This is a genomic window from Variovorax sp. LjRoot84, from assembly GCF_964254305.1.
In the GTDB taxonomy this organism is placed as follows: Bacteria; Pseudomonadota; Gammaproteobacteria; order Burkholderiales; family Burkholderiaceae_C; genus Variovorax.
This window is the reverse complement of record NZ_CAXUTE020000001.1, coordinates 2,729,012-2,741,676: the sequence shown is the minus strand read 5'-3', so window position 1 is coordinate 2,741,676 and position 12,665 is coordinate 2,729,012. Positions and strand designations below refer to the sequence as shown.

Genomic DNA, 12,665 nt, shown 5'->3' with positions numbered 1-12,665 from the left:
TCCTCAAGTTAATCATTGCTTTTGAAACGGACCCCAGTCCGGTTCCCGGATGTCTCCCGCCTGTCCTGCCAGTCGAGCTTTTATTTTTCCGTCGAGTGTTGTTGTCATCAGCGCTTCGCGGCCTTGCAGCCGGGTGGCATAGACGATCAGCTTGCTGTTCGGGGCGAAACTGGGATTCTCGTCGGCCGTGGTGTCGGTGAGCGCCGTCACGTTGCCCGTCGCCAGTTCCATCACATGGAGTTTGAAGGCACCGCCCACCCGCGAGATGTAGGCCAACCACCGGCCATCGCCGCTGACCGACGGAGAAATGTTGTAGGTGCCGCTGAAGGTCACGCGTGTCGGGTTGCCGCCGTTGGCGCCCATCTTGTAGATCTGGGGTGCGCCGCCGCGATCGCTCACGAAGTAGATGGTGCCGCCGTCGGCGGAGTACACCGGCTCGGTGTCGATGCTGTTGCTCTGCGTGAGCCGGCGCGGTTCGCCGCCGTTCGACGAGATGGTGTAGAGCTGCGAACCGCCGTCGCGGCTCAGCGTGACGGCCAGCGTGCTGCCGTCGGGCGACCAGGCCGGCGCACTGTTGGAGCCCTTGAAGTTGGCCACCAGCCGCCGCTGGCCGTTGGCGACGCTGTGCACGTACACCACCGGCTTGCGCGATTCGAAGGACACGTAGGCGAGCTGCGCGCCGTTGGACGACCAGACCGGCGAGATGATCGGCTCGGGGCTGGCGAGCGCGGCCTGCGCGTTCTCGCCGTCGGCATCGGCGACCCACAGGTTGTAGCGGGTGCCGCCCTTGGTCACGTAGGCGATGCGGGTCGAGAAGATGCCTTTCTCGCCTGTAAGCTTTTCGTAGACATAGTCCGCGATGCGGTGCGAGGCCAGGCGCAGATCGCCTTGCGGCACGGTGTAGCTCTGGCCGCCGAGGTCTTGTCCGCGCACCACGTCCCAGAGACGGAAGCGCACGTCGTAACGGCCGTCTGCGAGCCGCGTCACGCTGCCCACGACCAGCGAATCGGCCGTGCGTTGCCGCCACAGGCTCAGGTCGGGACGCGAGGTCTCGTCGAGCGACTGGCCCGAGGCGTCGACGCCGCGGAACTGGCCGCTGCGTTCGAGGTCGGCCTGGACGATGGCCGCGGGCTTCTGCGGCGATGCGTCTTCACCCTTGAAAGGCGCAAGCGCGATCGGCAGCTGCGTCAAACCGACGCCCGACACCTCGACCCTGAACTGGGCGAGCACGGGAAGTACGGGGGAGGCAGCCAATGCCGCGATCAGTGTGCGGCGGACGGAGAACGATGAAGAAGGGGTTGGGGAGAATTCTTGCAACGGCTTTTTCATGCAGTTCGGAGAGGTTTCCGGGATTTAAGTTTCATGCCCGGACGAAACGAGGCCACATGGTACACAAGGCGATGCACGCAAGGTCACAAAACGTGTATGTGCAGGCGTGGTCCTACAGCGGGGGCCGATCGTACGCAACCGTAGAATGCGCCGCCATGCAGCCTTCCCCCGACGCCGAGTCCGCGCGCCCTCCTCTCACGCGCCGGCTTGCGCGACTCATGACCTGGTTCGGAGGCTCGCGCCGCTGGTGGGCGCTCGGGCTCGCCACGGCCCTCGTCGCCGCCTTGACCGAGCCCCTGATGCCCGCGCTGCTCAAGCCGCTGCTCGACCGCGGCTTCACGCGCGGACAACTTGCGCTCTGGATGGTACCGGCGGCCATCATCCTGCTCTTCGCGGTGCGCGGCCTCGCGCAGTTCGTCTCGCAGTACGCGCTGGCACGCATCGCCAACGAAGGCATGCAGCGGCTGCGACGCGTGATGTTCGAAAGGTTGCTTGCGGCCGAGCTCGCCCTCTTCTCGCGCCAGTCGGCGAGCGCGCTGTCGAACACCGTGGTCTACGAGGTCCAGACCGGCGCCATGCTGCTGGTGCAGGCGCTCCTGGGCCTGTCGCGCGACGGCTTCACGCTCATTGCGCTCCTGGCCTACCTGATCTACCTGAACTGGAAGCTGACCTTGATCGTCGGCGTGCTGGCGCCCGGCGTGGCCTGGATCATGAAGGTGTTCTCGAAGCGCCTCTACCGCCTCACGCAACTCGGCCAGCAGGCCACCGACGAGCTGGCCTACGTGGTGGAGGAGAACGTGCTCGCGCACCGCATGGTGCGCTTGCACAACGCGGAGGCCAGCCAGACCGAGCGCTTCGACCGCCTCAGCCACAGCCTGAATCGCCTGGCCGTGAAGTCCACCATCGCCTCGGCCGCAATGACGCCGCTGACCCAGATCGTGGCTGCCGTCGCGCTGTCGGTGGTCGTGATGATCGCCCTCTGGCAAAGCGGCGAGCAGGGCCTGACGGTGGGCGGCTTCGTCGCCTACATCACGGCGATGCTGATGTTGATCGCGCCGATCCGCCGCCTCGCCGACATCGCCGGCCCGATCACGCGCGGGCTCGCGGCGCTCGAGCGCGGCCTGGCCTTGATCGACAGCGTCGCATCCGAATCACAGGGCCGCTTCGAGACGCCGCGGGCCGAAGGCCGCATCGAGCTGCGCGCGGTGCGGGTCAACTACCGCGGAGAGGACGAGGCCCGGGCGCTCGACGGCGTAAGCCTTTCGATCGCGCCCGGCGAGGTGGTGGCCTTTGTCGGCCCATCGGGATCGGGCAAGACCACGCTGGTCAACCTGCTGCCGCGCTTCGTGCTGCCGAGTGCCGGCCAGGTGCTGCTGGACGGCCACGACGTTGCCGAGTGGAAGCTGAAAAGCCTGCGCGCGCAGTTCGCGATGGTCAGCCAGGACGTGATCATGCTCAACGACACGCTGGCGGCCAACGTGGCGCTCGGCGCCGCGGTCGACCGCGAACGCGTGCTCGCCTGCGTGGCGGCCGCGAACCTGGCCGTGCACGTCCAAAGCCTGCCGCAGGGCATCGACACCGTGCTCGGCCACAACGCGACGCAGCTCTCGGGCGGACAGCGCCAGCGGCTCGCGATCGCACGCGCACTCTACAAGGACGCGCCGGTGCTGCTGCTCGACGAGGCCACCTCGGCCCTCGACACCGAATCCGAGCGGCTGGTGCAGGAAGCGCTGCAGCGGCTGATGCAGAACCGCACCACCCTGATCGTCGCGCACCGGCTCTCGACCATCCAGCATGCCGACCGCATCATCGTGATGGAGCATGGCCGCATCGCCGAGCAAGGCAGCCATGCGCAGCTGATGGCGCTGGAGGGACTCTATGCGCGGCTGCAGACGCATGCAGTACGCAGCGCAACTGCCGGCCAAGACCCGACGCTCTAGCGCGGCCGGCTAGAGCAGCACGATGTCGTACTGCCCCTGCCCCATCGCCGGCTCCGCCTGCAGCGAGATCGGCTTGCCGATGAAATCGCTGAGGCCCGCCAGGTGCTGGCTCTCCTCGTCGAGAAAAAGCTCGATCACCTGCGGCGACGACACGATGCGGAACTCGCGCGGCGTGAACTGGCGCGCTTCGCGCAGGATCTCGCGCAGCACGTCGTAGGCCACGCTGCGCGCGGTCTTCACGATGCCCTGCCCGTTGCAGGCCAGGCAGGGTTCGCAGAGCATGTGGGCCAACGATTCGCGCGTGCGCTTGCGCGTCATCTCGACCAGGCCCAACTGCGAGAAGCCGCCGGCCGTGGTCTTGACGCGGTCGCGCGCGAGCTGCTTGCGAAACTCGGCCAGCACCTGCTCACGATGGTCGTCGCGCGCCATGTCGATGAAGTCGACGATGATGATCCCGCCCAGGTTGCGCAGCCGCAGCTGCCGCGCGATGGCCTGCGAGGCCTCGAGGTTGGTCTTGAAGATGGTGTCGTCGAAGTTGCGCGCGCCGACGAAGCCGCCGGTGTTCACGTCGACGGTGGTGAGCGCCTCGGTCTGGTCCACCACGAGGTAGCCGCCGGACTTCAGGTCGACGCGGCGGCCCAATGCCTTGGCAATTTCCTCGTCGATCGAATAGAGGTCGAAGATCGGCCGCTCGCCCTTGTAGAGCTGCAGCTTGCCGGCCGCCTGCGGCATGAATTCGAGCCCGAACTTGAGGAGCAGGTCGAACTGCTCGCGCGAGTCGATGCGAATAGTTTGCGTGTCCTCGCTGGTCATGTCGCGCAGCACGCGCTGCAGCAGGCTCAGGTCCTGGTGCAGCAGCGACATGGGCGGCATGCGCGACGAGAGCTCGCGGATGCGCGACCAGGTCTTGCGCAGGTAGGCGATGTCTTCGGCCAGCTCGGCATCGCTCGAATCCTCGCCGTTGGTGCGCAGGATGAAGCCGCCGGTGTTCGCGGGCACCACGCCGCCGCTGTCGGCCGCAGCGGCGGCCTCGATCAGCACCTGCATGCGCGTGCGCAAGGCATCGCGCAGGTCCGGCGGAATCTTCTGCGAGACGCCGACATGGTTGTCCTGCGGCAGGAAGACGAGCAGCCGGCCGGCGATGCTGATCTGGGTCGACAGCCGCGCGCCCTTGGTGCCGATCGGGTCCTTGATCACCTGCACCAGCAGCGACTGCCCTTCGAACACCTGCTTCTCGATCGGCACCACGGCGCCGCCGTTGCGGCCGTCGCGCTCCGGCTGCGGCGCGCTCGGCCGCGAACCGGGCGTGAAAGGCGCCACGATGTCGGCCACATGCAGGAAGGCCGTGCGGTCGAGCCCGATGTCGATGAAGGCCGACTGCATGCCCGGCAGCACGCGCGAGACCTTGCCGAGGTAGATGTTGCCGACCAGCCCGCGTTCGAGCGTGCGCTCCACGTGCAGCTCCTGGACGGCGCCATGTTCGACCAGGGCGACACGGGTCTCCTGGGGGGACCAGTTGATCAGGATGTCTTGCATGTTTTTAGAGCCTAAAGCCGGCCCGGCGCAGCAGCTGTGCCGTCTCGAACATCGGGAGGCCCATGATGCCCGAATGCGAGCCGCTGATGTGTTCGACGAAAGCCGCGGCCCGCCCCTGGATCGCATAGGCGCCGGCCTTGCCCATCGGTTCGCCGGTGGCGACGTAGTCGGCAATCCGCGACTTGGCGACGGCGGCAAAGCGCACGCGCGACACGCTGAGCGCCGCATGCCGGCGCCTGCCGTGCTGCAGCGCGATCGCCGTCAGCACGCGGTGGGTGCGCCCGGACAGCAGCGCGAGCATGCGCTCGGCATCCCGCGCGCCCTCCGGCTTGGCCAGGATGGCGCGGCCCAGGGCCACGGTGGTGTCGGCGCAAAGCACGGGCGCCGGCGGCAGGTCCAGCCGCTTGTGCCGCGCCACGGCCGCATCGAGCTTGAGCGCGGTGACCCGCTGCACATAGGCCGTCGGCGATTCGCCCGGCAGCTCGTGCTCCAGCGCCTCGGTGTCTTCATCCGGCCCGGCCAGCAGCAGTTCGTGGTGTACGCCGAGCAGTCCCAGCAGTTGCGCGCGCCGCGGACTTTGCGACGCAAGATAGATGAAAGACGGGTTCATTCGCGGTGATAAGGATGTCCTGCATTGACCGACCAGGCACGGTAGAGCTGCTCGACCAGCAGCACGCGCGCCATCGCATGCGGCAAGGTCAGATCCGACAGGCGGATGCGTTCGTGCGCGGCGGCCTTGAAGGCGGGATCCAGCCCGTCGGGGCCGCCGATCACCAGCGCGACGTCGTCACCCTCGCCTTGCCAGGCCTGCAACCGGGCAGCGAGCGCCTTGGTGGTGAGCGCGGTGCCGCGCTCGTCCAGCACCACGATGCGCATGCCCTTGGCGATCGCGGCCTCGATGCGCTCGCGCTCGGCCGCATAGAGCGTTTCGAGCGTCTTGGAGCCGCGCGGCTCGGTCTTGACCGCACGCAGTTCGAGCTTGAGTTCGGGCGGAAAACGCTTGGCGTAGTCGTCCCAGGCGGTCTGTGCCCAGTCGGGCATGCGCTGCCCGACTGCGACCACCAGCAGCTTCATGACCGGGACGAAGCGGTCTTGCGCGGCGCCTTCTTCGCCACCGGTGCGGCCTTCTTCGAGGCTGCGGCCTTTTTCGCGGGCGCCTTGTTCACGACCATGGTCTTGACCGGCGTCTTCCGGGCGGCCGTCTTCTTGGCCGCGGGCTTCTTCGGCTTGGCGGCCTGTTCGGCCGCGCGGATCGCGGTCTTGGCTGCGCTGGAACGGCGCAGCGAGGTGCTGTTCTTGGCCGCGGGCGCCTTTTCCTCGCTCGCCCTGGCGGGGGCTGCGGGCTTCGAAGCGCCCAGCTTGGTGCGCACCGGCTTGTCGCCCCAGATCTCTTCGAGGTGGTAGTACTGCCGGATCGCCGGCTGCATGATGTGCGCGACCGCGGCGCCGCAATCCACGATGATCCATTCGCCGTTGTCCTCGCCCTCCACGCGCGGCTTGCCGAAGCCGGCGTCCTTCACCGCATCGCGCACGCTGGCGGCGAGCGCCTTGGTCTGGCGGTTGGAGGTGCCCGAGGCGACGATCACGCGCTCGAAAAGCGGAGAGAGATGCTCGGTGTCGAATACCTGGATGTCCTGCGCCTTGACGTCCTCGAGGCCGTCGATGATGGCTCTCTGGAGTTTTTGGGTGTCTTTCTTGGCGGCGGCTTCAGTGTTCATCAGGCGGATCGATAGAGATGGTGTTGGTCAATATAGCGTGCAACCGCCGGCGGAACCAGACGAGAAAAGTCGACGCGCGTCGCAGCGCGGGTCCGGATGTCGGTCGCGCTGATGTCCATCGGCGCGAGTTCGAGGGTTTCGACGCGCGCACCGGACGGGAGGGGAGGCAGGATTCTAGGGCCAACAGGATCGGCAGAGCCCGTGGCGCCTGCGCGATACGCTACGGAAACGATAGCAATAGCCAGAATCTCCTGCCAACCGTGCCATCGCGGCAACGAAGCGGCCTGGTCGGCACCCATGATCAGCACCAGCTGGGCGGCGGGCTGCTCCTGCTGCAGTTCGCGCAGGGTGTCGAGGGTGTAGGTGGGCCCCGCGCGCAGCGTTTCGCGCGCATCGACCACCGTGCGCTCGAATCCGCCAAAGGCCAGCCGCGCCATCGCGAGCCGATGCTCGGCCGCACTCAGCGCCCGCTGCTTGTGCCAGGCGTCGCCGGTCGGGAAGATGCGCAGTTCGGCCAGGTTCAGCTGCGCCAGCGCGGCCTCGACCAATGCGACATGCGCGTTGTGCGGCGGATCGAAGGCGCCGCCGAAGACACCGACGCGGGGCGCGGTCAGAGCCATTCGCGTCGCACGATGAAGTCGCTGTAGAGCGCGGCCTCGGGCGTGCCGGGCTCCGGCTGCCGGCGATAGGCCCAGCTCGCCAGCGGCGGCATCGACAGCAGGATCGACTCGGTGCGGCCACCCGACTGCAGGCCGAAGTGCGTGCCCCGGTCCCAGACCAGGTTGAACTCGACGTAGCGGCCGCGGCGATAGAGCTGGAACGCGCGTTCGCGCTCGCCGTGAGCCATGTCGCGGCGCCGCTCGACGATCGGCAGGTAGGCCGGAAGAAAGGCATCGCCGACCGCGCGCAGCATCGCAAAACTCTGCTCGAAACCGAGCTCGGCGAAATCGTCGAAGAAGATGCCGCCGATGCCGCGCTGCTCGTTGCGGTGCTTCAAGAAGAAATACTCGTCGCACCAGGTCTTGAAGCGCGGGTACTTGTCCTCGCCGAAGGGCGCCAGCGCGTCGCGGCAAGTGCGGTGGAAATGCACCGCATCGTCTTCGAAACCGTAGTACGGCGTGAGGTCCATGCCACCGCCGAACCAGCACACCGGCTCGCCGTCGGCCGGCAGCGCGGCCAGCATGCGCACGTTCATGTGCACGGTCGGCACATAGGGGTTGCGCGGATGGAACACCAGCGACACGCCCATCGCCTCGAAAGGCGCGCCGGCGAGCTCCGGCCGGTGCTGCGTAGCCGAGGGCGGCAGCTTGGGGCCGCGTACCTGCGAGAAGCCGCAGCCGGCGCGCTCGAACAGCAGGCCGTCTTCGAGGATGCAGGTCAGGCCGCTGCCCTGCAGCGGCTCGCCCGGTTCCTTCTTCCACTCGTCGCGAACGCAGGTACCGCCATCGGCCGCTTCGAGCGCGGCCACGATGCGTTGCTGCAGACCCCGCAGGTAGTCGCCGACCGCTTGTGGATCCTCGCGCATCAGCCTTGCGAACCGCGCGCGTGGACGGCGCGGTGCCCGATGTCCTTGCGGTATTGCGCGCCGTCGAAATGGATGCGCGCCGCGACCGCATAGGCGCGTTGCTGCGCCTGCTTGACGCTGTCGGCCAGCACGGTCACACAGAGCACGCGCCCGCCGCTGGACTTGAGTTCGCCGTTCTCGAGCGTGGTGCCGGCATGGAACACCACTGCATCGGGCGCTTCGGGCGGAATGCCCGTGATGCGGTCGCTCTTGCGCGGCGAAAGCGGATAGCCGTGGGCCGCCATCACCACGCCGAGCGCGACGCGGCGGTCCCAGTCGAGCTCGATCTGGTCAAGCGTGCCGTCGGTGGCGTGCCAGAACACCTCGAACAGGTCGGACTTGAGCCGCATCATGATCGGCTGGGTCTCGGGGTCGCCCATGCGGCAGTTGAATTCGAGCGTCTTCGGATGGCCCGCGGCATCGATCATGAGACCCGCGTAGAGGAAACCGGTGAAGGGGATGCCGTCTTTTTCCATGCCGCGGATGGTCGGCAGGATGATCTCGCGCATGGCGCGCGCATGCACCTCGGCCGTGACCACCGGCGCCGGCGAATAGGCGCCCATGCCGCCGGTGTTGGGGCCCTGGTCGTCGTCCTGCAGGCGCTTGTGGTCCTGGCTGGTGGCCAGCGCGGTCACGTTGCGGCCGTCGCACAGCACGATGAAGCTGGCCTCCTCGCCTTGCAGGAACTCCTCGATGACGACGCGCGCACCACCCTCGTTGTGCGAAATGCCGAGCTTGTTGTCGACCAGCATGAAGTCGATGGCCTCGTGCGCTTCCTCGAGCGTCATCGCCACCACCACGCCCTTGCCGGCGGCCAGGCCGTCGGCCTTGACCACGATCGGCGCGCCCTTGGCATCCACGTAGGCGTGGGCCTCAGCGGCATCGGTGAAGGCCTCGTACTCGGCCGTCGGGATCTTGTGGCGCTTCATGAAGGCCTTGGAAAAAGCCTTGGAGCTCTCCAGCTGCGCCGCCGCCTTGGTGGGCCCGAAGATGCGCAGGCCGTGCGCGCGGAATTCGTCGACCACGCCGGCCGCCAGCGGCGCTTCGGGGCCGACCACGGTCAATGCGATTTTTTTCTTCAGCGCCCAGGCCCGCAATGCGGCGGGCTCGGAAATATCGATGCACTCGTAGCGCGAATCCGCGCGCGTACCGCCGTTGCCCGGCGCCACATAGACGCGGCTGACCCGAGCGGCCTGCGCCAGCCGCCACGCCAGCGCGTGCTCGCGGCCCCCTCCCCCAATCACCAGTACCTTCATTCGCAGGCTTTCATTGGCGCTTTCCTCATTCGGAGAGCGCTGCGTTGTGATAGACATCCTGCACGTCGTCCAGGTCCTCGAGCACGTCGAGCAGCTTCTGCATCTTCGCGGCGTCCTCGCCCGTGAGCTCGATGGTGTTCTCGGCCCGCATCGTGACTTCGGCCACCTCCGGCTTGAGGCCTGCCGCCTCGAGCGCGTTCTTGACCGTCTCGAAGTCGCCGACTGCGGTCAGCACCTCGATGGCGCCGTCGTCGTCGGTCACCACGTCCTCCGCGCCCGCTTCGAGCGCCACTTCCATCACCTTGTCCTCGCTGGTGCCGGGCGCAAAGACGAACTGGCCGCAGTGCTTGAACTGGAAGGCGACCGAGCCTTCGGTGCCCATGTTGCCGCCGTGCTTGGAGAAGGCATGGCGCACCTCGGCGACGGTGCGCACGCGGTTGTCGGTCATGGTGTCGACGATGATCGCGGCGCCGCCGATGCCGTAGCCCTCGTAGCGGATTTCCTCGTAGTTGACGCCTTCGAGGTTGCCGGTGGCCTTGTCGATGTTGCGCTTGACGGTGTCGGCCGGCAGGTTGACCGCCTTGGCCTTCTCGACCGCCAGCCTGAGCCGCGGATTGCCGCTCAGATCGCCGCCGCCGGCGCGTGCCGCGACCATGATTTCACGGATCGCACGGGTCCAGAGCTTGCCGCGCTTCTCGTCCTGCCGGCCCTTCCTGTGCTGAATGTTCGCCCATTTGCTGTGTCCGGCCATGGCTTTCTATCTCGCTATCTCGTGTTTTCAAAGCAGGTAGCGAGTTTACTGTCCGGCGCGCGCAACGCCCCGTGTCCTACAGCGAGACCATAGATGCTTTTTGGGATAATCCGCCGCTGATGCGCCACGTCCGATCGGGCATCTTCTTGGAATCCATCCCAGTCAAAGCGCATGAACATCCCTACAACAACAGCCGAACCCGCCGCGCTTTCGCCGCAGACTTGCGACGTGCTCGTGATCGGCGGCGGCCCGGCCGGCTCCACGGCCGCCGCCCTGCTGGCGCGGCAGGGCCGCAAGGTCGTGCTGCTCGAGAAGGCGCGCCATCCGCGCTTCCACATCGGCGAATCGCTCCTGCCGGCCAACGTGGCACTGTTCGACAAGCTGGGCCTGCGCGACGAGCTCGAGCGCATCGGCATGCCCAAGTGGGGCGTCGAATTCGTTTCGCCCGATCACGATCACGCGCAAATGGTCGAATTCGCCGAGGCCTGGGACAAGTCGATGCCCTATGCCTGGCAGGTGCGGCGCTCCGAGATGGACGAGATCCTGTTCCGCAACGCCACCACCCAGGGCGCGCAGGCCATCGAAGGCTGCCGGGTGCGCGACGTACGCTTCGACGACGACGGCGCCACCGTCCAGGCCACGCTGGACGACGGCGCCTCCTGCAACTGGCGCGCACGCTTCGTCATCGACGCCTCCGGCCGCGACACCTTCCTGTCGAACAAGTTCAAGGCCAAGCAGAAGAACCCAAAGCACAACAGCTCGGCCCTCTTCGGCCACTTCACGAATGCCGAGCGCCTGCCGGGCAAGCTCGAGGGCAACATCACGATCTTCTGGTTTGCGCACGGCTGGTTCTGGTACATCCCGCTGGCCGACGGCACGACCAGCGTCGGCGCCGTGTGCTGGCCGCACTACCTGAAGTCGCGCAGCAAGCCGCTCAAGGATTTCTTCGCCGACACCATTGCGAGCTGCCCGCAGCTGGCCGCGCGCCTCAAGAACGCCACGCTGGTCGGCGACGCGGTCTACGCCACCGGTAACTATTCGTACACCAGCACCCATTGCAGCGGCGAGCGCTACCTGATGCTGGGCGATGCCTTCACCTTCGTCGACCCGGTGTTCTCCTCGGGCGTCTACCTCGCGATGCACAGCGCCTTCGAAGGCGCGGAGGTGGTGGCCACCGCACTCGACCGACCCGCGCAGGCCGCCCCGGCGCGGCAGCGCTTCGAGCGCTACATGCGCAAGGGTCCGCGCGAGTTCTCGTGGTTCATCTTCCGCGTCACGAACCCGACCATTCGCGAGTTCTTCATGTACCCGCAAAACCCGTTCCGCGTAAAGGAAGCACTCATGTCGCTGCTGGCCGGCGACATCTACGGCAAGACGCCGATCTGGCGCTCGCTGCGAGTGCTCAAGGCGATCTACTACCTGGTGTCGGCCGGGCATCCGCGCCGCACCTGGGAGGCCTGGCGCAGGCGACGCAGCAACATCCGCGACCTCGGGCCGCTTGCCGGCGAAAACATCGTCGAGGCCCAGTGAGCGCGCGCGATTTCAACGGGGTGCCGCCCCTGCGCGTCCAGCGCTTGTCCTTGTCGCAAAGCCTGGCCCTGCTGTCTGCCGGCAACCCGCCCTTCGGCGCGCTGGGCTACGGCACACCGGACGACCTAGCCTGGATGCCCACGGTCAATGCGCGCGTTCTTTCGGGAGCGGGCGCCATGGCCGACGTGTGGCATGCCAGCGAACGCATCGAATCCGGCACCACCGGCGTGGTGCGCTGGCGCTGCGACGGCCACTGGATGCTGGGCGCCATCGATCTCGACGAGGCCACTGAAAAGGTGGGCCTGGCCGCCCTCGCCCAGCGGGCCTATCGCGACCTGTTCGAGTCGCTCGAGCAGACGGGCTGCGCCCACCTGCTGCGCGTGTGGAACTACCTGCCGCAGATCAATGGCGACGGCGGCGGCCTCGAGCGCTACCGGCAGTTCAACCTGGGCCGCCAGCAGGCCTTCTTCGACGCCGGCCAAGCCGCTTTCGAAGGAGCGCCGGCCGCCTGCGCGCTCGGCATCCACCAGGGCGCGCTGTGCATCCGCTTCCTGGCGGGACGCATCGCGCCGCTACCGGTCGAGAACCCGCGGCAGGTCTCGGCCTACCGCTATCCGCCGACCTACGGCCCGCGCTCGCCGACCTTCTCGCGCGCGGCGCTGGCCGAGATCGGTGGCGGCGACGTGGCGCTCTTCATCTCGGGCACGGCGAGCATCGTCGGCCATGAAACCGTGCACCTGGGCGACGTGGTGGCGCAGACCCAGGAAACGCTGCGCAATCTCGGCGCGGTGATCGCGGCGGCCAACGGGCGCGCGACCACGCGCTTCGATCTCGCGGCCCTCGATTGCGTGGTGTACGTGCGCCATGTCGCCGATGCGCCGATCGTGCGCCGGGTGCTCGAAGAAACGCTGGGTGCAGAGGCTCACACCGTGAGCCATGCGGTCTACCTGGAGGCGGACATCTGCCGCCAGGACTTGCTGGTGGAGATCGAGGCCCATGCGGTTGCCAACGGCTCATTGCGCGCCTGAAAGCGCGAGCACG

12 protein-coding genes are annotated in these 12,665 nt (G+C 67.5%); 3 read left to right on the top strand and 9 right to left on the bottom strand.

Features of this window, described 5'->3' with window-relative positions; all coding sequences use genetic code 11:
- Positions 1 to 12: 12 nt before the first annotated feature.
- Positions 13 to 1,329: a Tol-Pal system beta propeller repeat protein TolB gene (gene tolB, locus ACSQ9I_RS13900; protein ID WP_170855609.1), complete on the bottom strand. Its 1,317-nt coding sequence runs from the start codon at positions 1,327 to 1,329 to the stop codon at positions 13 to 15.
- Positions 1,330 to 1,484: 155 nt separating this feature from the next.
- On the opposite strand from tolB, the gene msbA reads away from it, so the two are divergent.
- Complete coding sequence (gene msbA / locus ACSQ9I_RS13895) at positions 1,485 to 3,269, top strand: lipid A export permease/ATP-binding protein MsbA (RefSeq protein WP_093107645.1); 1,785 nt, start codon at positions 1,485 to 1,487, stop codon at positions 3,267 to 3,269.
- A 9-nt stretch (positions 3,270 to 3,278) separates the two neighbouring features.
- Here the strand turns inward: msbA and rng are convergent, their stop codons facing one another.
- The 8 genes from rng to ACSQ9I_RS13855 are packed head-to-tail and all read right to left on the bottom strand — an operon-like array spanning position 3,279 to position 10,094.
- Complete coding sequence (gene rng / locus ACSQ9I_RS13890; RefSeq protein ID WP_436313511.1) at positions 3,279 to 4,805, bottom strand: ribonuclease G; 1,527 nt, start codon at positions 4,803 to 4,805, stop codon at positions 3,279 to 3,281.
- 4 nt (positions 4,806 to 4,809) lie between these two features.
- Positions 4,810 to 5,415, bottom strand: a complete 606-nt coding sequence (locus ACSQ9I_RS13885) for a Maf family protein (protein ID WP_093107649.1) — start codon at positions 5,413 to 5,415, stop codon at positions 4,810 to 4,812.
- Entirely contained in the window at positions 5,412 to 5,879 is a 468-nt protein-coding gene (gene rlmH / locus ACSQ9I_RS13880) for a 23S rRNA (pseudouridine(1915)-N(3))-methyltransferase RlmH (protein ID WP_093107651.1), read from the bottom strand. The genes ACSQ9I_RS13885 and rlmH overlap by 4 nt, the downstream gene beginning before the upstream one ends.
- The gene (rsfS, locus tag ACSQ9I_RS13875; RefSeq protein ID WP_093107653.1) at positions 5,876 to 6,523 is read right to left on the bottom strand and encodes a ribosome silencing factor; all 648 of its coding nucleotides are present in this window, start codon (positions 6,521 to 6,523) and stop codon (positions 5,876 to 5,878) included. Before rsfS ends, rlmH begins: the two co-directional genes overlap by 4 nt.
- Positions 6,523 to 7,143: a nicotinate (nicotinamide) nucleotide adenylyltransferase gene (gene nadD, locus ACSQ9I_RS13870; protein ID WP_436303917.1), complete on the bottom strand. Its 621-nt coding sequence runs from the start codon at positions 7,141 to 7,143 to the stop codon at positions 6,523 to 6,525. Before nadD ends, rsfS begins: the two co-directional genes overlap by 1 nt.
- Entirely contained in the window at positions 7,134 to 8,048 is a 915-nt protein-coding gene (gene hemF / locus ACSQ9I_RS13865) for an oxygen-dependent coproporphyrinogen oxidase (protein ID WP_436313510.1), read from the bottom strand. The genes nadD and hemF overlap by 10 nt, the downstream gene beginning before the upstream one ends.
- Positions 8,048 to 9,343, bottom strand: coding sequence for a phosphoribosylamine--glycine ligase (gene purD / locus ACSQ9I_RS13860; RefSeq protein WP_436313509.1), 1,296 nt, complete (start codon positions 9,341 to 9,343; stop codon positions 8,048 to 8,050). The genes hemF and purD overlap by 1 nt, the downstream gene beginning before the upstream one ends.
- Before the next feature lie 25 nt (positions 9,344 to 9,368).
- Entirely contained in the window at positions 9,369 to 10,094 is a 726-nt protein-coding gene (locus ACSQ9I_RS13855; protein ID WP_093107661.1) for a YebC/PmpR family DNA-binding transcriptional regulator, read from the bottom strand.
- Positions 10,095 to 10,265: 171 nt separating this feature from the next.
- Between ACSQ9I_RS13855 and ACSQ9I_RS13850 the strand changes: the two genes are divergently transcribed.
- The gene (locus tag ACSQ9I_RS13850; protein ID WP_093107663.1) at positions 10,266 to 11,624 is read left to right on the top strand and encodes an NAD(P)/FAD-dependent oxidoreductase; all 1,359 of its coding nucleotides are present in this window, start codon (positions 10,266 to 10,268) and stop codon (positions 11,622 to 11,624) included.
- Positions 11,621 to 12,652: a hypothetical protein gene (locus ACSQ9I_RS13845; protein ID WP_436313508.1), complete on the top strand. Its 1,032-nt coding sequence runs from the start codon at positions 11,621 to 11,623 to the stop codon at positions 12,650 to 12,652. The genes ACSQ9I_RS13850 and ACSQ9I_RS13845 overlap by 4 nt, the downstream gene beginning before the upstream one ends.
- The last annotated feature ends 13 nt before the right edge of the window (positions 12,653 to 12,665 follow it).

Coding starts and splice junctions, on each gene's coding strand:
- tolB (WP_170855609.1), bottom strand. CDS start 1,329: ATGAAAAAGCCGTTGCAAGAATTCTCCCCAACCCCTTCTTCATCGTTC.
- msbA (WP_093107645.1), top strand. CDS start 1,485: ATGCAGCCTTCCCCCGACGCCGAGTCCGCGCGCCCTCCTCTCACGCGC.
- rng (WP_436313511.1), bottom strand. CDS start 4,805: ATGCAAGACATCCTGATCAACTGGTCCCCCCAGGAGACCCGTGTCGCC.
- ACSQ9I_RS13885 (WP_093107649.1), bottom strand. CDS start 5,415: ATGAACCCGTCTTTCATCTATCTTGCGTCGCAAAGTCCGCGGCGCGCG.
- rlmH (WP_093107651.1), bottom strand. CDS start 5,879: ATGAAGCTGCTGGTGGTCGCAGTCGGGCAGCGCATGCCCGACTGGGCA.
- rsfS (WP_093107653.1), bottom strand. CDS start 6,523: ATGAACACTGAAGCCGCCGCCAAGAAAGACACCCAAAAACTCCAGAGA.
- nadD (WP_436303917.1), bottom strand. CDS start 7,143: ATGGCTCTGACCGCGCCCCGCGTCGGTGTCTTCGGCGGCGCCTTCGAT.
- hemF (WP_436313510.1), bottom strand. CDS start 8,048: ATGCGCGAGGATCCACAAGCGGTCGGCGACTACCTGCGGGGTCTGCAG.
- purD (WP_436313509.1), bottom strand. CDS start 9,343: ATGAAGGTACTGGTGATTGGGGGAGGGGGCCGCGAGCACGCGCTGGCG.
- ACSQ9I_RS13855 (WP_093107661.1), bottom strand. CDS start 10,094: ATGGCCGGACACAGCAAATGGGCGAACATTCAGCACAGGAAGGGCCGG.
- ACSQ9I_RS13850 (WP_093107663.1), top strand. CDS start 10,266: ATGAACATCCCTACAACAACAGCCGAACCCGCCGCGCTTTCGCCGCAG.